Origin of the sequence: Pseudoselenomonas ruminis (genome assembly GCF_008271295.1) — a bacterium.
GTDB classification, from domain to species: Bacteria; Bacillota; Negativicutes; order Selenomonadales; family Selenomonadaceae; genus Selenomonas_A; species Selenomonas_A ruminis.
In genome coordinates, this window is record NZ_VTOY01000004.1 from 159,406 (window position 1) to 181,289 (window position 21,884).

The following is a 21,884-nucleotide window of genomic DNA, read 5'->3' on the forward strand; positions in this document are numbered from 1 at the left end:
ACTAATTTCTCTTCTATTTAATGAAGCTCATAGAGCTGCATATACAAAATAAAGGATAAACAAAACTGCTAGCAGCCATGAAACGGCAGGAATCCTGCTGCTCTCACCAGCTGCCCCACGCAACAGACAATAGCCAATAACAGAGCTCCCGAGTCCTGCGGCCATACTGCCCGAAAGCGGCATAATCAGTAGTACGCCAACCGCCGCCACTAGTTCAGGCAGGCTCCATTCTACAGGATTACGGTCGAATTCACTCAGCATGCGCTGTATCAGCATTAAGCCAGCCCCCACCAATACAGGAACTATCATCACGGGAAAATCCGCCATGGAACGCAGTACCGGTCCACAAAACAGGGCTGCCGCCAATACCAGTGAGGTTCCTATAACGGTCAAAAAGCCTCGACCACCACAAATACTGCCCACAACCGATAGTGGCGACAGCGATACCGGAAGACTTCCTCCCAACGACGAAACGCCCCCCACGGCAAAAATTGCCGCCAGTGATTTTTCCTTCTTTGGTGGCTCAACAGGAAGCACCTGCAGGCAAGACCAATTCATGCTGCCCCACATGACCAATAGCGTGAGCACCGCAGCTGCCATATTTACCGTCTCAGCCTCATTGCCCGGCAACAGATTCAGCTGCCAGGCAACCTTATCCAAGCCCTCGGGAAGCATAAACGGCGCATCGGGAAAAGCCCAAAAGCCTTCGGCCAGGGATACAGCCGCTGTAAGCACAAAGCCCCAAAGCAAAGCCCCGCGAAACTGCATCGCCATCATAGCTAAGGTGAGCAAAATCCCCATAAGACCTAAGTATGCCATAGGATCCTGAAAATTACCTAACATCGAAACGGTCCACGGAGAGCGGATAAGGATTCGGGACTTTATCAACCCCATGACAATAAGCATAACGCCAATCCCACCAGGAATCAATCGGCCGATAACCGAAGGAACCGCCCCGCTAAAATACCTGCCAATAGCAGGAACCGACAAAAGCATGCCCAGCACGGAGGCCGCACCCCCCGCCCCCAAAAGCTGCTGCCAGGAAAGCCCCTGGGATATTCCCACCAGATATACCAGATAACTGGTCAGCGCTGCCGACGGCATCACCGCCACCGGCAAATGCATCAGCCCCATGACGAGCGTTCCTAAAAGTGCGGCTAAAATAGCAGCTGTATATGCACCGGCAAAGTCCATGCCCACTTCACGGAGCATAAGCGGCACCAGAACAAACACCGGAATCATAGCAGCTCCCATAACAATGCCGGCGCCAAAATCCTGCCATCTATCCTGTTGCTCTCCCCCATGAACTGTCATGAACTTTCACCTTTCCCATTATATAACAATTTTATTCTATCACACCCCGCATGAAAATAACAGTTTCCCGCGCGTATTTTCAGCTCACAGACACACTTTTAATGCTATAATAGAAATTAAACACAGCAACAGGAGGTATTTTTTTGAAAACCAGATTTTCGATGGGAATGGTAAAAGCTGGCGCTGCTCTGGCAATTCTTCTGCTTTTTGCCATCATCCATCTTATCAATCCCGCTTTTTTGCCACACATGTTTGGCCTTTTGGCGCGCGGAGACATACAGGAAACTGCCAGCTATATCGCCTCATTTGGTTCCTGGGCAGTAGTATTCAGCTTTCTCCTGACGCTTTTCGTCAACGCCCTTGGCTTCCCGCCAGCCATCATTTTCTCCACGGCCAACACCTTGATTTTCGGCATTGTCTGGGGGATTGTACTTTCGGTCATCGCCGAAACAATCGGCGTTGCCTTCAGTTTTATCCTGATGCGCTTTTTCTTTCGTGATGCTGCAGAAAAAATCATCAGCAAGAACAAAACGCTGTCAAACATTGACAAATACAGTGGCAGCCGCGGGTTCGTGGTCATGCTGATTGCCCGCATGGTTCCCTACTTCCCATCGGTTATGCTCAATGCGCTCGGTGCTCTATCTGCCATGAGTTTCCGTGACTACGTCATCGCTTCATTTGTTGGCAAATTCCCCTCGACGGGAATCGAGGCCATCATCGGTCACGATACCATCACGCATCAGGAAGACCCGACGCGTCTTGTTGTCGTCATCATCTTTGCCATTCTGCTGATTGCCGGCGCCTGGTGGTATGAGCGAAGCGCCGCCAAAAAAGCAGCCAAGGACTTATAAGAAAGGAGGCCTTGCCTCATGGAACTCACCCGAAGAAATTTTTTAAAGCGCTGCGGCCAATTACTTCTTGTTCTCGGGCTCGAAAATTTCGCCCCGTCTTTAGCAGCCGCCGCTGACGGCACGCTCCCCATCAAATACCTCCGCCAAATCATCACGGAAAATCCAGCCAAAAGCCGCACCATCATGTGGCAAACCACCGAAGAACTTCCCGAATGCCGGCTGGAATACCGCAGTACCTATATTCCATTAAAAACGCACCCCGTCAGCTGTAAAAAACTCACGGAGGATAATACCACCAATTACTACTATACGGCCGAACTTACCGGACTCACCCCAGCGGCCGATTACGAATACCGCATCATTTCCGGCAGCCGCGCCACGGGCTGGCATCACTTTACCACCTCGCCTGCTACCGTAACGGCCTTTTCCGCGCTGATATTCTGCGATTCCCAATGCGGGCAGGATTACTCCGTGTGGACGCGCACCCTTACCAGCGCTTGGCAGCGCCATCCCGAAGCTCATTTCTTTACCGATATTGGCGACCTCACCGACAACGGCCAGTTAAACTGGCATTGGGAAAGTTTCTTTACGGCCATGGGCGATATTCCCGAGAACCATCTATTTGTCCCCGTAATGGGAAACCACGAATGTTACAGTCTCGATTGGAAATTCTGCCGTCCCGAGCGTTATCTTGACTCATTTACCCTGCCGAAAAACGGCAGCAGCCGCTATCAGGGTTACTACTACTCTTATGATTACGGCCCCGTCCACTTTATTGTGTTGAATACCCAGATGCTCGAACTCAATGACTTTGCCCCAGGCCTGCTTCAGGAACAACTAAACTGGCTCAAGCAGGATGTGCACAACCATCAAAAGCCATGGCAGGTCGTACTCATGCACAAGGATATCCTCTCCTACGACGAATACCAGCAAGGCACCAAACAGGCTGGCGGCATCAGCGATGTCGGCCATGCCTTCATGAAAGCCTTTGATGAATTGCCCATCGACCTCGTGTTGACCGGTCATATGCATACCTACCGCAACCGTGGCCATATCAAAAACATGAAACCAGCCGAGCAGGGACCGGTATACATCATGAGCGGTCCTGCCGGCAACGAACAGTATCATGTTCCCGCCGATGAAACCTATGACCGCAGTGCAATCTATCAGCCTACACCAGAAAATTATCTGGTTCTCGATGCCAGCACCACCAGCCTGGTGATAAAAGATTACACCGCCAGCGGTGAACATATCGATACGGTAACACTAAAAAAATAACCGCAACGAAAAAAACTTCCCGATTGGGAAGTTTTTTTCATAATAAATTTCAGCAGGAACTATCTCCGAGAATCGGATGTTTAATAGGACGAAGGCTGCGAACCGTCACCAGACGCAACGCCTCACGCATCGTGACATCCTCACGTCCCTTTTCCGATTCATACACACAGATTGGCTGGGCCATCCCGACTTCGCTGCCGGGCATATAAACATATTCCTGATTCGCCGCATCACCAAAAATGACACCAGCTTTCAGTTTCGACTCGACCATCATAAGAAGTTCCCTCTCAAAACATATCTTTTTTCCACAACGCATAAGCACCAGACACGCTGATGCCGAAAGCAATAATCATAACATAGAAGAAGCCATGACCGTCATCGGCAAACGGAACCGGCACATTCATGCCGAAAAAGCTCGATACAACCGTTGGAATAGCGATGATAATCGTCATAGCGGCCAGGAATTTCATGACCAAATTCTGGTTATTAGCGATAATGGAGGTAAAGGTATCGGCCATGCGGGCCAGAATCTTGCTGTACATCTCCACCATTTCCTTGGCCTGCTTATTCTCGATAATAACATCCTCCAGCAGGTCTTCATCCTCATCATAGGCCTTGAGGATTGGCGTAAGCTGCGGATTGTTGCGCATGCGCATCAGTTTATCGAGCACCGCACCATTGGATCGGATAGCGGCATTAAAATAGGTCAAGCCCTTCTGTAGCTCCAACAAGCGCAGGATTTCGCTATTTTTCATATCATGACGAAGCTGTTCCTCGATTTCATCGGAAAGCTTGCTGATCTGGCGCAAATAACGCAGATAAAATGTCATAGACTTATAGAGAATCTGGAATAAGAACCGGGTCTTTTTATACGTGCGGAACAGTTTGGCCGTGCGCTCGTTGAATTCAGCCATAACCGGCGTTTCCTCGAGGCATACAGTAATGATATATTCCTCAGTGACAATAATAGCCAACGGCAAAACATCATAGCTGTCCTGTCCGCGGCAAATTGCGACGTTGGTCAAGACCATGACCGAATCGTCTTCGACGTCCGTATGAGAGCGCTCTTCATCATCTAGTGCAGAGCGCAAAAAATCCGAATCTACCTCGGTCAGATTGCTGACTACCTTCAGCTCATAAGGCGTCGGATCAACAATATTGATCCAGGCACCTTTTTCCAGCGTCTTCAAGGTGAGCTCCTGTAAAGGGCCACTCTCCATGGATTTATAAATCTGAAGCATGGCGGAATGTCTCCTTTCTTCATGAGGAAGGGAGCATTATCCTTTTGCCGGGATTATACAAACAGCCGGCAGGAAAATGGCACACGTTCCCCATCGGTATTTAACTTGCATCGTTTAGGGTCTGTCGTACCAGGGTGATCGTCCATTTTCCTCACCAGCCTTTCCTTTCATAGTAAGAGAACTATAGCACCGCTATTTTTCCCGTCCTCCATTATATGCCTTTTCCCCGCATCTTGTCTAGCGAAACTTCCCCTGACTCGCCTCTTTTTTCTTGACATTATCACTTATTATTACTATAATATATGAACACAACTAAATACTGCTTGAATGGGCAGATTTCATCGTGGGGATGTAATGGTCTCGACGGGGATATATGTTCCATGGATAGCGAGCCGGGGGGTCATCACCCCGTTAGTAAGGTGAAAACTTTTATTTAAATATAAAAGCTAACGAAGATTACGCTTTAGCCGCTTAAGGCTAACCCCTGTCTGTTTTTCTCCCGCGAAGACGGATAAGGGGCTAACAGCGGGATACCTCAGTGCCAATTCTCGGAGGCGCTGACGGGAACTCTTATCGAGATCGGAATGAAGCCGTTTGTTTGTGGATGGCCGATTTCTTAAATCTAACCACAAACTGCGCTCGGAGAAATCTATGCAACAGTATTTTCGGACAGGAGTTCGATTCTCCTCATCTCCACCAGTATATACGGCGATTTTTCGCCTTGTGATAAAGGCCGCAACTTTTTACAGTTGCGGCCTTTTTGTGTGCCTGAATCAGTTTTCTATTTTCACAGCCCGCAGGCGAATGCGGACGTAATCAATAGTCCAGATCCCATCCTGGCAGAGTTCTGGCGCTAGTGCTTCCTCCGTTTCCCGGATAATGCGCGCCTTCATTTCCTCCGCCATCCCGTCAAAGGGTTGTTGGATAAACATGCGTATCCAGTCGGAAACACTGAGCCCCTCCGGCTGCGGCGTCGGGCGGTCAAACAGGATTGCGTAGTCCACGCGCAAACCTGCCTGATCGACCAGCGGGGTATACTCGCCAATGCTGGGGAAAAATTGAATAGGATGGTAGCTATAGCCATATTCTGCAAATTTCTCCGCCAACATTCCATGTACCTTTGCCCCGCAGCCAATACCGCCAAATTCGGTTACCAACTGGCCTCCCGTACGAAGATTCGCGGCAATATTGCGCAACATCAGATACTGCTTATCTTCATCAATCCAGTGAAATACTGCATTGGAAAAGATTACATCGGCAGGCTCTTCCAAACGGAAGGATAACGCATCGGCTTCCTTAAAGGATAACTCCGGATGATTTTTCCTCGCTTCTTCAAGCATTGTGGCTGACGCGTCAATTCCCAACACCTTGAACCCGGCCTGGGCCAGCTTAGCCGTTAAAGCACCATTGCCACAACCAAGGTCAACCACCTGACTTCCCTTGGGCGCAGTAATCAAGCTCATGACATCCTCGCCATATTCGTGTACAAAGGAAAATCCATTACCGTAATCTTTGGCATTCCAATTCAGATTCACAAGATCCCCTCCTATTCAGTCACTATCAGAAGCTATTCGCCCTCAATGAGAAATTTCCTGCCGCTGTCAGAATCTTTCTTTTCCTGTTGCATTTCCCCTTCAATTGGTATACACTGTATAACAATGTTGCTTTACAACTTTACACTTATATTATTGTTATATGGTATTATTTTATTACTTTTATACGCAGGAGGCGCATTTTATGACGCAAAAGTCAAATTCTACTCCCTTTATCCTCATTCTTCTCTGCATCTTCTCATTAACACTCAGCGGATGCGGACTCGGTAAAATGGCCCGGGAACATCAGCAGGCGCAGAGCGGATGCGTTGAGTTAAAACTGGCTTATCATCTGCCAGCCAATCACTATCTTTCCCAAGGAATGGAGCGATTTGCCCAACGGGTGAATGAACGCTCCCAAGGGACCATCAAGATTACCACCTATCCTGCCGGACAGCTTTATACCGATAAAAGCATGAATGACGCGATCATGTCCGGCGGTTTGGATATGGGACTAAATTCCACCGCCATGTGGACCACCGTTGTCCCCTCGCTGAACGTGCTGGACGTCCCCTTCCTGCTCAACAGCTACGAAGCCGTCGGCAAAGCTATGAACGGCAGTCTCGGACACACACTGACTACCGAAATGGAACGAAAAGGTGTCCATCCTCTTATCTGGGTTGATTACGGCTATGTACAGTTCTGCAACAATTCCCGCCAGCTCAAAAAGCCGGAAGACTTTCAAGGGCTTCAGCTGCGCGGCTATGGACAGATTCCCGCTGAAACCATCAAAGCCCTCAGCGCATCGCCTGTCACCATGAGTTCTGGCGAAGTCTACATGGCAATGCAGCGCGGCACGATCGACGGACAGACCTCGGGCACCACGGCCATGTATCAGCGAAAAATCTATGAAGTTGGCAAGTACCTTACGATGACCAATCACGCCTTTTGTGAATTCGTCCTGGCGATGAACAATACCGCCTGGGAGCAACTGTCCGAGGAACAAAAACAACTTCTCGAGGAATGTGCCGAAGAAACACGCGAAGAAATCCACCAGCAAACAAAAGAAGAAGATTTAAAAGCCATGAAGCTTTTACAGGAACACGGCATGGATGTCTATACGATTCCTCCCGAAGATATTCCGCTTTGGCAGGAAGCCACGATGTCCGTCCGGGAAAACTTCATCCGCAACACCGGTGACCTCGGGCAGCAGCTCGTCAACCAATGCCTTGCTGCCAACAATTAAAAAAGGAGACAAACTATGAAGCAATTCCTCTTAGCCTTTGACAAATTTCTCGAAAAACTCAGCAAAGCCGCCGCGATTCTCGCCGGTATTTTCATTCTCGCTACGGCGTTTATCATCGTCTACGAAGTAATTATGCGCGGCCTCTTTCACTCCCCTACGGAATGGGTACTCGAAATATCCACCTATTTCATCATCACAGCCGGATTCCTCGGCCTCGCTATTACCTTCCGCCAAAAGGCACACATCCAGGTTGATCTGTTCGCCAGCAAATTGTCGAAAAAAAATAGCCGAAATGTCAATCTTTGTTTAAACCTGCTTGCCATCTTCACCTTCCTTATCTTTATGACCGAGAGCATGGACCAGGTCACAGCATCGTTTGTTTACCACAAACTATCTCCGTCGATTCTTCGCTTCCCGCTCTACATTCCACAGTTTGCTCTCGTACTCGGTTCGGCCCTGCTGCTGGGAGAAATCATCCGCCGTTTTCTCTTTGACCTGCTCTGCCTGCCGGATATGCCCACGCCATTAAACAACACCGGCAAAAGCGATAAGGAGGCGCACTGACCATGGCCTTATTCTACAGTATTTTCATCCTCTTGTTGCTTTTTGCGGGCATGCCCGTTGCCTTTACCCTGATTTTTGCCGGTATCCTCGGCATGCTGCTGTTTCTCGGCGGGCCTGCTGCTTTCACGCAGATTCCGGTCATTGCCTATAAAACGCTGGACGATTTTGTGCTGGTTGCCGTCCCTCTCTATATCCTCATGAGCCATATCCTGCTGCAAGGTAAAGTCGGCAATGGCCTTTTTGAACTTGGCAATAAATGGCTTGGGCATCTCCCCGGCGGGCTTGGCGTCGCTACCATTTTCGCTTGTGCCATCTTTGCTGCCATTTCCGGCTCCAGTGTCGCCACGGCTGTTACAATTGGCGCCATGGCTATTCCCGAAATGCTAAAGCGGGGATATGAGCGCACAACCGTCTTGGGTGCTGTCGCGGCTGGCGGTACGCTGGGAATCCTGCTCCCGCCGAGCATCCCTATGATTCTTTTCGGTTCCATTACCGGTGAGTCCGTCGGAAAACTTTTTCTCTCGGGTATCATTCCAGGTGCACTGCTGACGCTGCTGTTTATCCTCTATCTGGTCTTCCGCTGCCGCCATATGAAGCGCCAGCAGCCAGCCAGCTGGTCCGAACGCCTGCATGTCCTCGGCAAGAATTTCTGGGGCCTCATGCTGCCTGTCATCGTTGTCGGCGGCATCTACACCGGCTTCTTCACACCAACCGAAGCCGCCGCGATTGGCACGCTTTACAGTCTTTTTATTACCTTTTTCCTTTATCGCACCGTTTCGCTAAAAGACCTGCCCGCTATCTTCACCGAAACCGTCAAGACGACTTCCATGATTTTCGCCATCATGATTGGTGCCATGCTGTTTGGTTTCATTTTGACGGCGTTGCAGGCACCACAGGCCTTGATCGCCCTGGTCACGGAAAGCGACGTCAACCGCTGGCTAATCTTCCTCGGCATCAACATCGTCCTGCTATTGCTCGGCTGTGTCTTGGAAACCGTATCCATCATCCTCATTACGCTGCCCATGCTCTTCCCCATTGTCAAGCAGCTTGGGTTTGATCTCATTTGGTTCAATGTCGTCATGCTGATCAATATGGAGCTGGCTTTGATTACCCCGCCCATTGGCATGAACCTTTTCGTTATAAAAGGAATCAGTCCCGACAGCCGCCTGCAGCAGATTATAGCCGGTTCGATTCCCTTTGCCATCATCATGGTTCTGGAAATCATCCTGCTCTGCTTTGTACCGCAGTTTAGCACCTGGCTCCCATCCGTATTGCAATAAATAAAAAAAGGAAAGCCCGTTGACTCGTAGTTTGAGTCAACGGGCTTTCCCCTTTCGAGGACAGTGTTTCCACCATCCCGTTTCCTATAAATTTATGCCTCGTCTTCTACTTTCGTGAACATGTAGACTGCACGGATCATGTCCGGCATGACACCGAGGTCCTGAACCGCCGACAGGATACCTGTCGCCAGCACAGCACGGCCAGCCTTCTTGCTTCCATTCATGAGCATCTTCCGCGACAACTCATCCTGCGGATAAATTGCTACAATACCATTTCCGTACGTGACCGTATAACTTCCTTCACAGCTCTGGTACATGAAGTTATATCCCTTGACAGATTCGTTGCGAATTTCGGAGGGATCCGGAATCGTAACTTTCAGCGAAGACGGCATAATCGAAAGGCCTTCTGTACTATAGTTGATAGTATAGATACCATCCAGCTTACGCTTTTCACCATCCGTATAAAGGACCGGAACAGCTCCCGGTGTCTCGCTCTGACCTGCCCCCTTTTCTACATAACCAGCGACTCGAACCGAATTGGTATCACTGCCGCCCATATTCGAAGGAACAGCCTTTTCCGTATTGCTGCATGTCTTGATGCCAAAGGAACCATCTGCATTATTCTGGAAAGTCTGTGCCGACACCTCTCCGTGTTCCGACATGATGACAATCGAATCCGGCTGTGCCATGGTCCCGACCGTATTGACAGATATTTCGCCAGCATCCGGATCCTTATGCTCGGGAACTATTGCCTTAGCCGGCGATACAACCGGATCCATCGGCCGAACAGCCACTGAATCCGTCGCTGTATGGGCAGTGCTTGTCTGCGTACCAATATCTACCCCAATCTGCTCAGGACTTCCCGGAAGCAATCCATTGAATTTGACTTCCAAGTCCCCTGGTGCATAACTGAATCTGTAGTTATCCATGCTGTTATCAGAGAATTTCCAATCCGTATTGGCATGGATCACGCCACTATGGATTCCGCGAGACACAACCGGTGTAATGTTCGCATCATACGACATCGCAACGCCAGTAATCGTGTCACCAAACAGCAAGGCTTCTCCGCTTTTGTTGCCGCTGCGTGTCATCGTGTACTCCGTCACGACTGGATTCTGTTCACCATAATTGCGCGATGCAGAACCGGCCTTGATGAGCACTTCCCGCGGTTTGATTGAGAAATTCCCTCCTACATAATGAATATCATAGTTCGAGGCTTTCCCTTTCCCAAATACGGCATCACGGATCTCGACGGAAAGACCTGCTGTCCCGGCATTGGTCCGATTCGTTGCCCGGGCATCAATCTGCTCGGTCACATCCGTTACGGTATCACCATTTACCAGGCCAGTATCGGCCGACACCGCCGCTTCACGGAATTTTGATGTGCCGGCAGTATATACTGCCGCATCATTTCCGTCGCCAAATTCACGGGATTTATCCCCGGCATATAACGTAAGCAGCCGCGGCTTGACTACAAGTTTTCCATCCTCCGATATAATATGGTAGTCGGAAGCAAAACTCATACTGCCGTCTGAAAGGCCCACGCCATTTGCATGCATCCGATAAGTCCCAACATCCGATTTTTCATCAGCTTCGGAGGTAATGGTGTAGTTATTGAATGTATCGCCATCCAGAAGCGTATCATAACCTTCGCCGCAGACAACCGTACCAGTTGTCTGAACCACCTGATTGGGCTGGCCATAGACACGCTCCGCATCGTTCACTTTCACCTTTACTTTGCGCGGTGTAATAGTCAGTGATCCATCCTGGAATTCAAAGGCATAGTTCGTCGAGGCAAGGTCACTGCCCTGAATGCCAATGGTATAAGTTCCAGCATGAACTGCACCTTCCGCATTTTCTGCCGAGCCGTCCTTCAGGCTTCCATAACGGATATCACCTGTCCGGCCCGCAATACTGCTGATATCCTGGCCGGCAACGAAGCCTTCAAAAGTAACGCCATTGCCACCATGATACGTTGTACCATCGTATTTGCGGTTGTCATCCTGGGCTTTTACCGTTACTTTTTTCTTTCGGATGATTACGTCACCATTTTTATAGGTAATCTTGTAGTTTCCCACGGTGTCACCTGTAACCGAACCGCCGCTTACCTGGGATTTCCCCTCATAAGTTCCAGCATTGCTGGCAGCATCCAGTCCCGGCAGCACCGTACTGACTTTAATGCCCGTAATCGTGTCGCCATTTACCAGGCCGGTATGGACACCATCTTGATCGACAGCATCCTCAATGATATAGTCCCGACCATCTGCACTGACAAATTTCGAATTGTCTTCCCCATAGACACGCTCACGGTCAGCGGCCTTTACCACTACCTCACGCGGTGTAACCTTCAAGGTACCGCCTGTCGTAGTAATCTCATAGTTATTGGTAACATCACGGCCATTTTCATCGAAAACCGTTACACGCTTGACGCTTACATCGGTTACCTCACCGACATTCTGATATTTTCTGCCAGCAGTCGTTATTTCCATATGCGACTGCTGGTTGGCTGCCAGACTCCCCTGCGTAACCGTACCAGTTACATTTGCCGGATCGTCCGCACCATACGTTTTGACAACATCACCTGCACCAATCGTTAAAGCGCGCTTATCAATAATAAGGGTACCATCTTTATATTCGAATACATAGTTGCCGTTGGATACCAGGTTGCTATCCTGAATCCCGATTGCATAGCTGCCAGCATCTTTGGCACCCTCAGCCGAAAACTTCCCGGCTGCTGTCTTGCCATACCGGATGCTTCCTGCTTGGATAACACCACTCTTGACAGTGCCATCCGCATTCTTATCCGCTCCGATGAAGCCTTCATAACTCACCTTGGTATTGGCATTGCCAATGCTGGTATAGGCCGTACCGTCGTAGGTCTTTCTGTCATTGCCAGCCGTCACCGTTACCTTGCGCGGCGTAATCTTGAAATCGATATTTACCGTCGCATTGAGGTTATTATCGCCCACATACTGCACCAAACGGTCCTTATCGGATGCACCGGCATTCGTACCATATACAGCACCAGATGCAGGGCCATTTTCAATATTTACGGCCGTAGTCTCCGTCAGTTTGTCCGACCATTTATAGGACCGGTCCGGCTCATTCTGAAGTGCCTTAAGCAGCGCATCATACTGTTCCTGCTCTTTGGCCGTCCCTTTGTGGTTCGTATTGGCATTTACCGCCTTGAAGTCTGGATTGTTGATGAAATCCGCATTGCCGTTGCCATATGTACGCGCTGAAGTCACATGGATGACCAGTGGCTTCGTATAGGCAATGACATTCTTATCCCAGCCGTAATCCTTGCCCGACGGATTCCTGACTTCGGAATTGTCTTTCGTATCATAACGGATACCATCCGGAGCAAGCGTGCCAGGATTATCTCCCTCCGGACTATCCGTATGGATAATCCAGCGCTTGGACTCCGGTGTCTTTATGACTTCGCTGCCGGGATTGGTATTCTCATTGCTGAAATGTCCCGTCGATGCGTCAATCGTCACCCCGCCGGCTGTGGACTCGATACTGCCCGTCTGATCGATCCGGATGTTGCCATCTGTCTTGACCGAAACAGTCTCGCCCTTGATATGCCCGCTGATGGTTGTAGTCTCTCCTGCATCAGTCTTAATGCCCGTCGCAGTATTGTTCTTGATAGCAACATTCTTGCCCGTCACATCACCGATTTCCTGGATATGATTTTCAGTATTGGTGAGGTCAACATTGCCACCGGCTTCAATCATCACCTTATCTGCCACCAATCCGCCGCCGGAGGCATTCTGCTCTACATCCCCCTGCGTCCGGATTGACACCACGCTCGGCTTTGCTGCCTCGTCTTTCGGTGCCTCAAAATCATTGACGGTAATCTTGCCCGTATGGTCTTCACCGCCAAAGTTAATCTCATGGAACCCATGGAAAATAGAGGTCTCCGTGGTCGTCTCGGTATCAAACCATTCCTTATCGATATCAAGCCCCGGCGTACCGGTCTTGCCGATATGGATTTCCCTGTCTTTATCAAAGGTATCCAGTGTCAGTTTACCACCTTGGGTAGTCTTGATACTGTTGCGGCCCTGGCTCGTATCATTGGTCAGGCTGTTTGTCGTGATGTTGACATTGCCTGTAGTCGTTTCAATATCCGCACCAGAAAGAATGACGTTCTGGCTATGGATGTTATAGTCTTTCTCGCCAAAGCTCATCTTGCCGCTTATTTTGACAGCGGCATTGGCATTCTTATACCCCTGTACGACATTGATGGTATCTTCAAACGTGATATTACCAAACTGCTCATAACTGCCCTTGCCAGCCCCACGGCCGATATTGATGGAGTCAAAGCCCTTGGCGAAGACACGCGTCTTCGAATAGGCATCAAAGTAACTCGAATCAAGATACAAGGCATCGGCAGTCACATTGCCCGTAAAGGTGCCGACTTTGATGCCGCGGTTTTCATCGAGCGTCTTGATATTCAGCTTGCCGCCTTTGCCACCAGCCTTAGGCGCAGTCTTGATGATGCCTTCCTGGCTGCTGCCCGAAAGTTCTACATTATCGGACATAATCGTGATGTCGCCGCTTTCCGTCTCGATGGAACTGTCACCATTCATCTTGAAGGTCTCCGACATGAATTCAATGCCATCGGTCCCAGCCAGATGGATGCGCGTCTTGCCGCTGATTGTTGTCGTTTTCGACTTCGTCACAGCTTCCTCGAACCCGGAACGGATTGTCGTCGGATCAAGGAAATGCAGATCCGTCGTGGAATCGATATTGGCATCACCATAGCCGCTGCCAAGGTATATATGACGGAATCCATCCTGTATCGCCGGATTCTTGTCATAACCAGCAAACCATTCCGACTTGAGATTCAACGCACCTGCGCCATGATCCTTGATCGCATTGTCACCAATATTCATGGCAACGCCTTCGCTTTTCTGCTCAATGGTCAGGCTGCCCTTGCCGGACAACTTGGCCCCATCTTCAATGGCCAGCTGATCAGTTTTCAGATGAATATCGCCATCTGTTGCAGTCAGCCCTTTGCAGCCGCCTGCCTCACCAATAGTCAGCTGCTTGCCAGCTGCTTCTTCGACATCAATACTCTTGGCTTTTGCCGCCATGGTACCAATCTGGTTCTCACCAGTAAGTTTCACATCACCGCCAGCAAAAGCAATATAATCTGCCTGGAGGCCACTGCCCGAAATCCCGCCGTCAGCACTGGTAACCAGCATAGCAGGCTTGGTGAGCGTTCCCCCGCTGATCGTGATGTTTTTCTGCTTATCATTGCCAATTTCAAATGCGCTGAAGCTGTCCGCAAACGCCCCTGTGCCATTCAACAAAGCATCATAGATATTCAGGCCGCCCGCCTGGGCATCCTTGGTGATGCTGATATCCACAGAACCATCATAGGTGGAAAGGCCCAGTGTGCCTTCTCCCCGGATTGTCTGTCCATTCGCCCCCGTAAGACTACTAAGATCATTTGTATAGATATTGAGCTTGCTGGTACCCTGCGCATCGCTCTTTGCCTCAAAACTGCCGCCCGCTTCATTATGTATGCTGCCGCCCTTGAGCGTAACTGCCTTGCCGGCCGCCACACTGTTTTCGCCTTTGAAGTTGATCACACCGCTGCTGCCATTCTGGAGCGTCAGGCTGTTTTGAAAATCGACACGGTCAATATTAAGCGTCCCGGTTCCCTCTTCATTGCCCAGGGACAGCTCCGTAAAGCCGTCGCCAAACACACCGCCATTGATATCATCTGCTGTAATATGCAGTCCATTTTCGGCCGTGGTCAGGTCTTTTTCCACAAACATTTTCGTGCCGGCATTTTTTGTCGACAGCGTCAGCTTGCCTTTTCCCTGGATATTCGTCACCTGGTCCGCACGATCCACCAGCAATTCATCTGTTTTCAGCGCAAAACTGCCCGAACCGCCATCTATGACAGCGCCTGCGCCCAAGTCCAGCACATCTGCCGTCATGGTGACACTGCCCTTGCTGTCCGCAGCCATGTCTGCAGCATCCGCTTTTGCGGCAATCCTTGCCCCTTTGCCGAGCTTGACATCCTTAGCCGTGGCATTGACAATCGTATTGGCACCATTTATGGTCAATGTTTTGCCATCCGCCACCTCAATCGCACCTTCGGCACTTCCCAGCGTAAGCTCCGTAGCCGCTGCTGCATCCGCACTTCCCAGCGTAACATCCTCGACAAAGTGAATGCCTTTCGCACCGGAAATCTTGACGGATTTGTCGATACCGCCCTGGTACAGGTAGACATTCTCTTTCGTGGTAATCCCAAAATCACGGAATCCCGTCAAATTGGAATTGACCGTACCATAACCGATCTTATAGCCATTCGCTTCCCCAGATGGCAGCGAAAAATCCGTGCCGCCCAGATAGATGTTCTTGCCCTCCGGCGTAGTGATATTGAGCTTGCCAGAGCCATTGATGATGCCATCCCCCAAGTCAAGACTGTCCGTCAGATTGAGATTCAGATTGTGGTTCTTGATATCGGTCGTGCTGTCCTTGTCGAGCTGCAATTCCGTTGCATGAACAGTCAAATCACCACCGACGATATTGCTGTCGGCAAATTCTACTTTATTCTCGGTACGGACTGTAGTTTTCGAGCTGAAATTCGTATGCTTGATGATGATTTCGCCCTTTTGCGACAAACCATCCTGTTCGTCTTCGCGGCGGCCGATAATCAATTCTCCATAGGAATTGCTGAAGGCGCCTTTTTCAAAAGAGTCGCTGGCAATGTTCATGGCTCCCGTGTGTTCCTCGGTATCGACAGCAATCGTCCTGCCTACCGTGGTGGTATAAACCTGAACCTTGCCGCTGGTTGTCACCTTGCCCGTGGTCGTGCCTTTTGCCAGCGAATCTGCTGAAATCGTGATGTTCTCACTGCCGGTATCAATCGCTCCCATGGTCAGTTTTTTATCTGCTGCCATGGTAATCTTGACACTGCCTTTCGTGGTAATGCCGTCTTTTACGAGCACCTTTTCGCCATTGCGGTCTTCCGCCTGGCCGATTGTCATATCTTCACGGTTATTTACCGCCAGATTACCGGAAAGATCCGCCGTCAGCTGGCGGATTTCGTTGTTGTCTCCCGTAAGGTCTGCCTGGCCGCCCTGCAAAAGCAGCGATTCTGCCTTGAGGGTGCCTCCCTCTTCCCGGATGCCCTGTTGGGCCAAAAGCACCAGCGACTTGGCGGAAACCTTTCCCGCCACCGTTGCCGTACTGCCGGATTTCACCGTCAGATAAGCCGGCGGCTCAGAAATATCCGCCAAGGATACAGCACCGCCATTTTCACTGCCAATGATGACATTCTTGAAGGTATCGCCAATTTTCTTCAGGCTCCCATCGGTAATGTAGCTTGCCGGGTCGCTGCCGCCAATCGTATAAGCTGCCGTGCTCTTGCGCGAAAAGGACAGCGTACCAGTATTGGGGGACGAAAAGGTTCCATCCAGCGCCAATTTATCCGCTTTAACAGAAATATCGGCCTGACCGGCCTCGAGCTCCCCACCATTTTCCATGACAAAGCCTTCACTGCCAGCAGCATCAAAGGACATATCCTTGCTGTTTGAGGAAACCTTGCCGCTTACCGTGATGGATTTGCCCGACGTAAAGGACACGGCATCGTTTACCGTAAGCGCACCAATGTGAATAGCTCCAGTATCCTTGCTGCCGAAATTGATTCCCTGGAACCCCGCTGCCGCAAATCCAGTGCCGGCCAGTTTTACATCACCGTCTGCACCGCCTAAGCCAAAGCTCTTGCCGGCAGTCAGGGTATCGATATTGAGCGCACCTTTGCCCAGGATTGACGCATCGGCCAGTGCGAACGAGTCCGCCTGCAGCGTGATATCGCCTGCTGTAGAACGGATGGCACCTGCCACCGAGGTCAGGATCCCGCTGGATTTGATATGGATATCCTTAGCTGCCGTAAGCTTCGTATCCTCGGCTCCCAGCGTCATATTCTTCGTCTGGCTCGTGCTGGTATTGGTAATATCGAAACTGTCCGCCTTGCCTTTGATTGTCGAGACATCTGTATTCAGTACCGCATCTCCCGGAGTCTCAACCTCCAGGACATCAGCCACGATCTTGCCTGCAGCTGTTGTGCTTATTCCCTCAGCTGCATTCAGCGTAATGTTCTTATCCGTCGTAAGTCCAGCACCGATTGACAGAGCCCCGCCATGGATGATGAGATTTCCGGCTGTTGTTATATCACTGCCGACACTGACGCGTCCGGTATTTCCATCCGCACCAATTTGCGTAGACGCAAAACCGCCATCGAGAAGCGCACCACGCACCTCGAGGCCAGAGCCGCTTCCCAAAGAAATCGCACCATTCTTCGTCTCCGTCTGAATGAGAAGCGTTCCCTTTTTCCCTTCTGCATCTGCCGTACCTGTGATTTTGCCGTCGTCTTTTGCGGCGTCCATCGTGAGCTGCATATCCCTGGCCGCCAGCTCACCTGCATAGGCAAGACCGTTGCCGCCCTCCTCATTATGGGCAAGCAGGGAAAGTTTGCCAGTACCGGCATCTACCCTGCCAGTAATCTGCACGCCATCCGCATTCTTATCATTCGTAGCCCCCTTGAGCGTAATGGAGCCACCATCGGTCGTGATATTTCCTGCCAGCTGGATGCCGCTGCTCCCCTCTACGGTTGCCCGGGCCATATCATCTTTATTGCCACCATGGAAATAGACACTTCCCCCTTTGGTAGCAATCGTGGAATCTGCAGACTGCGCAATCCTGCCGCCAGAAAATCTGCCACCATTGCCGCTATTGGACTTGAAATCAAGGTTCAAATGGTCACCGGTGATATTCTTGTTGATAAGGATATCACGAGCAGCCTCCAGGGACAGCGTCGCATTCGCCCCACTGCTCTCTATGTCTCCGTTGATTGTGATATCACCGTTATCGCCGCCTGCCGCCACACCGGTCGAAATTTTTACATTTGTGCCCGTCTGCAACGCCTGATTGACGACCGTATTGGCAATCTTGGACTCAGATTTTGCCGCCGTATACGTATTGCCGCTGATTCCATCCTGTTCACCACCATCGGTGATTTCCACATTATACGGGTCCAGCAGCCATTGTCCATTCCTGCCGCTTTCGCTGGCTGCCGATACATTTCCTGTCACCGTGAGTTCATGACCAGAAGTCTCTACTTTACCGCCATCTCCGTGACCTTTTCCGTTCGCAGAGATGTCACCATGAACGCTGGTCCTGCCATCCGACCATACAGCTACTTCACCGCCGTTGCCATTAGCAGCCTTCGCATCCGCTTTAATGCTAGCACCATCCTCGACATTAACATTCTTTGCATGCGTGAAGCTGCCACTTCCCTGCCAACCACCGCCGATTTCAACTTTACCGCCATTCTCACCGCTGACATCAATCGCGCTGCCAGCTTTTATTTTGACCGCATCTGCCGTCATCTGCACGGTACCGCTTTCTCCATCGAGACTCGTTGCCCGTACAATGCCATTCTGGTTTACCACTGAATTGGTCAGCGCATCACCGGCTGCTGCCGACATAAAGACCAGACCACCATCTGCTTCTACCAGCCCCTTATTGGTTACTACATGGTCAACCGCCTCTTTGCTCGGAACGATTGAAACCTTGCCATCCCCATTGAAATCGAGCGTAATCTGGTCGCCGGCTGCCATGGAAGCTGTTCCCTTCTGCGCAACAATCACACCATCGTTTTCGACTGCATTGCCAAGCAGCGCGACCAAGCCCTTATTCCCGGCTATAAGCTCACCCTTATTGATGACCTTGCCACTATCTTTCTGGCTGACAAATGCATAGCGGCCTGCCATAAAATCCGCATTGCTGATATTCAAAGACGAAGCCACCAAAGAACCCGTATTGACCTGCGCCCCCGGCGCAAACAAGATACCCGCAGGATTGACTACAAACACGCGGCCATTTGCCTGCAAGGCTCCCATAATCTTTGTCGCATTCCCATCCAGGACGCGATTCAATAAGGCTGCCTGGCTGTTCGGCTGAAAAATACTTACCCGCTCACCGGCACCGATATTAAACGACTGCCAATTGATAACAGCATTCTGGCTATGCTGATTGATTGCCATCTCCGCATTGCGTTGGGCAATCTCGGCTGACCCCGCCGCTACCTGTCCGTTCTGCGGCATTGCCATGCCTTGATTCGTGCTCCCCAATACGAGGGCACCAGCTGCCATGAAACCAGCACTCTGGCGAATACGGCGGGAAAGTAAATCCTTGTGCTTTTGCCGTCTTTCTGCAGCCCGACGGCGTTTTCTCGTGATACGCATGAAAAATATAACTCCTTTTATATCCATCCGGCCTCATGCCGGACTCACTTGAATCTTACGGCGAGATGCCCCGCATCTCAAGGATCAGAAGAATTTATAGAGTTGTAACCAAAGTCTGCCATTGCGGTCCTTATCCGATTCTGCTCTTTCCGGACCGAGTTTCCAAGCATAATGAACGCGTGCTGCCCAGTTATCCTCATGACTCCAATTGACACCAATACCAGCACCATAAAGACTGCGCCCATTGCCACGGTCATTCATACGGCTATTACCATCATGATAGGTATCCACATGGCCGCCATCCAGGAAGGAAATCAGCTGCCACGTATTCGGGTTCCCTTCCCGATTGGGGAGATTCCAGCGAAGCTCCGAAGTCCAAATCCAGCCATCATCACCGGAAGCTTCTCCAATTGGATAGGCACGGACCCCATAAGGGCCTCCCAATGACATTTTCTCCGAACTATCCAGGTTCTTTTCTGCCCACTGACGGCTATAACTGAGCCAAAGAGCCACTCGGTCGTTGACTCGCTGCAAACGGGTGATTTCTGCATAGAACTTGCCAAAATGACCAGCGGTATGGGCACCATCTGCACTGCCAGCTGCAGAGATTTCATCCAACTGACGCGGTACAAAATTCTTAATGGTAAGATCTCCATGCGTATATTTCAATGACCAAGTATTCTTGCCACCGGACCAAAAATTATCCAGATTGTCCCCGTTTGCCTGCAGGGACCAATCCTGGGATTTTTTCGGATTATTCATATCCGGGAATGCTCCAGATTTCGATTCCAGTTCTTTCCAGTTATAGCGCACGGTTGCATACCAATTGCTGACACGGCTACGCTTGAAATTATGCTGCCACCAAACACTTGTCGTATCAGCCCTGCCTGTCATTTGCAATTTTGTCATATCTTCGCCGGACAACGCATAATGCGAGCGTCCATAACTAAATCCCAGTTTGTTTCCCCGATGAGCAACCGGCGTCACATAAGAAACAGAACCACTCCACGTGTCCGTGCCATGGTTCGAAATAACACCGCCCAAAGAAAGCAAATCACCATTGCCAAAGGGACTGCCATAATTCACAAATGTACTGTACTGATACCGGCCTGTATAACGATAACCGCCGTTGTCAAAACCTGTATATCCCCACATGCGCGGCCCCTTGTTCTTGACCTTTACGATGAGATCTGTAGTTCCTGGTTTATTCCCCGCCTTCAACTGGGTCTTTGCTTCTATGCGCTGCATATCCCCAGTAAGCCATACACCACGCTCCAAGTTCCGGCGGTTCACCGGATCACCAGATTGGATTCCCATTTCACGCCGAACTGCTTCATCGGACACATACGATTCATTTTTCACGAGGATTTTATCGTACTCGCCCGGTACAATCCGCATCTCCACAACACCACGTTCAAATCCCTGCGGCGGGAGATATACCATAGAAACAAAATGCCCCTTGGTACGCAGGAATTTCTGTACTTCCTGTGCTTGAGCCTCCAATTGCCTCATGGTCGCTGGTTTCTTCCGGTACTTTGCCAAAACCTGCTGCAATTCTTCCTCTGTTGCCGGATTTTCGCCAGAAAAAACATAGCGCATTACCTCTATCGATGGTTCTGCCGCCTTTTCCTTTATAGATGCCGCAGCCGCCGGCACCGCATCAGCCGCTATCCCCAGCGTCATGATTCCTGCCATCGCTCCAGCCGCCATCCTCTGCAAAAGCCTTCCATCCTGCTTTCTTCTTGTTCTCCGAATATGTTTAGCCTGGCCACGTACATGCCTGCCCATTCGCTTAATCCCCCTATAGATATATTCCAGATATAATTCGATTCTAAATCCTTCTAATTATCGCTTTTTGACGCAAAAAAAATAAGCCCAAGTGTCTCTTTTACGAAAGACTTTATTTTTGCTTCATTTTTTCTCCTATACGAAAAAGAAAAAGGTCATGGAACGTAGTGAATCGCTCCCATAACCTCTTTCTCTATACATTCAGCACCGCTGCGCGGTTCGTATTCACCAAAGTTCAACTGTCGAATATGTCACAGTAATGGAATCCGCACGGCTTTTAAGGAAGCGCACATGAACATCATCCTGCACAGCCTTGCACCAAACATTTCCTTTGGCATAATTATTTCTTCCATAGGTTTTTGCATTTCCCCACAGCGCATCTTTTTCAGCTGCAACATTTTTTTCACACAAATCCCTCACGTATTTTATGAAATATATAGTATCATTCTGTATTATTATACAATAGTAATAGTTTTAATACAATTTTAATAAAATACAACCGTATAATGAATACCAAAA

12 protein-coding genes and 1 other RNA gene are annotated in these 21,884 nt (G+C 50.1%); 6 read left to right on the forward strand and 7 right to left on the reverse strand.

The genetic code is table 11. From position 1 onward, the window contains the following. Positions 1-27 precede the first annotated feature (27 nt). Positions 28-1,314, reverse strand: a complete 1,287-nt coding sequence (locus FZ040_RS07520; RefSeq protein WP_149171414.1) for an NCS2 family permease — start codon at positions 1,312-1,314, stop codon at positions 28-30. 167 nt (positions 1,315-1,481) lie between these two features. Between FZ040_RS07520 and FZ040_RS07525 the strand changes: the two genes are divergently transcribed. Next, entirely contained in the window at positions 1,482-2,165 is a 684-nt protein-coding gene (locus FZ040_RS07525; protein WP_149171440.1) for a TVP38/TMEM64 family protein, read from the forward strand. Between the two features lie 18 nt (positions 2,166-2,183). Then, complete coding sequence (locus FZ040_RS07530) at positions 2,184-3,443, forward strand: purple acid phosphatase family protein (protein WP_149171415.1); 1,260 nt, start codon at positions 2,184-2,186, stop codon at positions 3,441-3,443. 49 nt (positions 3,444-3,492) lie between these two features. Here the strand turns inward: FZ040_RS07530 and FZ040_RS07535 are convergent, their stop codons facing one another. Together FZ040_RS07535 and FZ040_RS07540 are read right to left on the reverse strand one after the other, a co-directional pair. Next, positions 3,493-3,717 carry a hypothetical protein gene (locus FZ040_RS07535; protein ID WP_149171416.1) on the reverse strand — a complete coding sequence of 75 codons (225 nt, stop codon included), beginning with the start codon at positions 3,715-3,717 and terminating at the stop codon, positions 3,493-3,495. A 13-nt stretch (positions 3,718-3,730) separates the two neighbouring features. Next, positions 3,731-4,684: a magnesium transporter CorA family protein gene (locus FZ040_RS07540; protein WP_149171417.1), complete on the reverse strand. Its 954-nt coding sequence runs from the start codon at positions 4,682-4,684 to the stop codon at positions 3,731-3,733. Between the two features lie 345 nt (positions 4,685-5,029). On the opposite strand from FZ040_RS07540, the gene ssrA reads away from it, so the two are divergent. Next, positions 5,030-5,383, forward strand: a transfer-messenger RNA (tmRNA) gene (gene ssrA / locus FZ040_RS07545). 74 nt (positions 5,384-5,457) lie between these two features. On the opposite strand, the gene FZ040_RS07550 is transcribed toward ssrA, so the two are convergent. Further along, entirely contained in the window at positions 5,458-6,219 is a 762-nt protein-coding gene (locus tag FZ040_RS07550) for a class I SAM-dependent methyltransferase (protein ID WP_149171418.1), read from the reverse strand. A gap of 202 nt (positions 6,220-6,421) precedes the next feature. On the opposite strand from FZ040_RS07550, the gene FZ040_RS07555 reads away from it, so the two are divergent. Genes FZ040_RS07555 through FZ040_RS07565 form a run of 3 tightly spaced genes read left to right on the forward strand, consistent with a single transcriptional unit; the run spans position 6,422 to position 9,306 of the window. Then, on the forward strand, positions 6,422-7,462 hold the full coding sequence (locus FZ040_RS07555) for a DctP family TRAP transporter solute-binding subunit (RefSeq protein ID WP_149171419.1): 1,041 nt from the start codon (positions 6,422-6,424) through the stop codon (positions 7,460-7,462). 15 nt (positions 7,463-7,477) lie between these two features. After that, positions 7,478-8,026 carry a TRAP transporter small permease subunit gene (locus tag FZ040_RS07560; RefSeq protein ID WP_149171420.1) on the forward strand — a complete coding sequence of 183 codons (549 nt, stop codon included), beginning with the start codon at positions 7,478-7,480 and terminating at the stop codon, positions 8,024-8,026. A 2-nt stretch (positions 8,027-8,028) separates the two neighbouring features. Continuing rightward, entirely contained in the window at positions 8,029-9,306 is a 1,278-nt protein-coding gene (locus tag FZ040_RS07565; RefSeq protein ID WP_149171421.1) for a TRAP transporter large permease, read from the forward strand. 92 nt (positions 9,307-9,398) lie between these two features. Here FZ040_RS07565 and FZ040_RS07570 read toward each other — a convergent pair whose 3' ends face one another. The 3 genes from FZ040_RS07570 to FZ040_RS13990 all read right to left on the reverse strand — a co-directional run bounded on the left by FZ040_RS07570 (position 9,399) and on the right by FZ040_RS13990 (position 21,772). After that, positions 9,399-19,577: an MBG domain-containing protein gene (locus FZ040_RS07570; RefSeq protein ID WP_187620279.1), complete on the reverse strand. Its 10,179-nt coding sequence runs from the start codon at positions 19,575-19,577 to the stop codon at positions 9,399-9,401. Between the two features lie 84 nt (positions 19,578-19,661). Then, positions 19,662-21,287: a ShlB/FhaC/HecB family hemolysin secretion/activation protein gene (locus FZ040_RS07575; protein WP_149171441.1), complete on the reverse strand. Its 1,626-nt coding sequence runs from the start codon at positions 21,285-21,287 to the stop codon at positions 19,662-19,664. A gap of 329 nt (positions 21,288-21,616) precedes the next feature. Then, a complete protein-coding gene (locus tag FZ040_RS13990) occupies positions 21,617-21,772 on the reverse strand; it encodes a hypothetical protein (protein WP_187620280.1) in 156 nt (51 codons plus the stop codon). Positions 21,773-21,884: the final 112 nt, after the last annotated feature.

Excerpts from the sequence above, each read along its gene's own strand:
- FZ040_RS07530 (WP_149171415.1), top strand. The coding sequence starts at position 2,184 with ATGGAACTCACCCGAAGAAATTTTTTAAAGCGCTGCGGCCAATTACTT.
- FZ040_RS07565 (WP_149171421.1), top strand. The coding sequence starts at position 8,029 with ATGGCCTTATTCTACAGTATTTTCATCCTCTTGTTGCTTTTTGCGGGC.
- FZ040_RS07535 (WP_149171416.1), bottom strand. The coding sequence starts at position 3,717 with ATGATGGTCGAGTCGAAACTGAAAGCTGGTGTCATTTTTGGTGATGCG.
- FZ040_RS07525 (WP_149171440.1), top strand. The coding sequence starts at position 1,482 with ATGGTAAAAGCTGGCGCTGCTCTGGCAATTCTTCTGCTTTTTGCCATC.
- FZ040_RS07555 (WP_149171419.1), top strand. The coding sequence starts at position 6,422 with ATGACGCAAAAGTCAAATTCTACTCCCTTTATCCTCATTCTTCTCTGC.
- FZ040_RS07575 (WP_149171441.1), bottom strand. The coding sequence starts at position 21,287 with ATGGCGGCTGGAGCGATGGCAGGAATCATGACGCTGGGGATAGCGGCT.
- FZ040_RS07520 (WP_149171414.1), bottom strand. The coding sequence starts at position 1,314 with ATGACAGTTCATGGGGGAGAGCAACAGGATAGATGGCAGGATTTTGGC.
- FZ040_RS07560 (WP_149171420.1), top strand. The coding sequence starts at position 7,478 with ATGAAGCAATTCCTCTTAGCCTTTGACAAATTTCTCGAAAAACTCAGC.
- FZ040_RS07540 (WP_149171417.1), bottom strand. The coding sequence starts at position 4,684 with ATGCTTCAGATTTATAAATCCATGGAGAGTGGCCCTTTACAGGAGCTC.
- FZ040_RS07570 (WP_187620279.1), bottom strand. The coding sequence starts at position 19,577 with ATGCGTATCACGAGAAAACGCCGTCGGGCTGCAGAAAGACGGCAAAAG.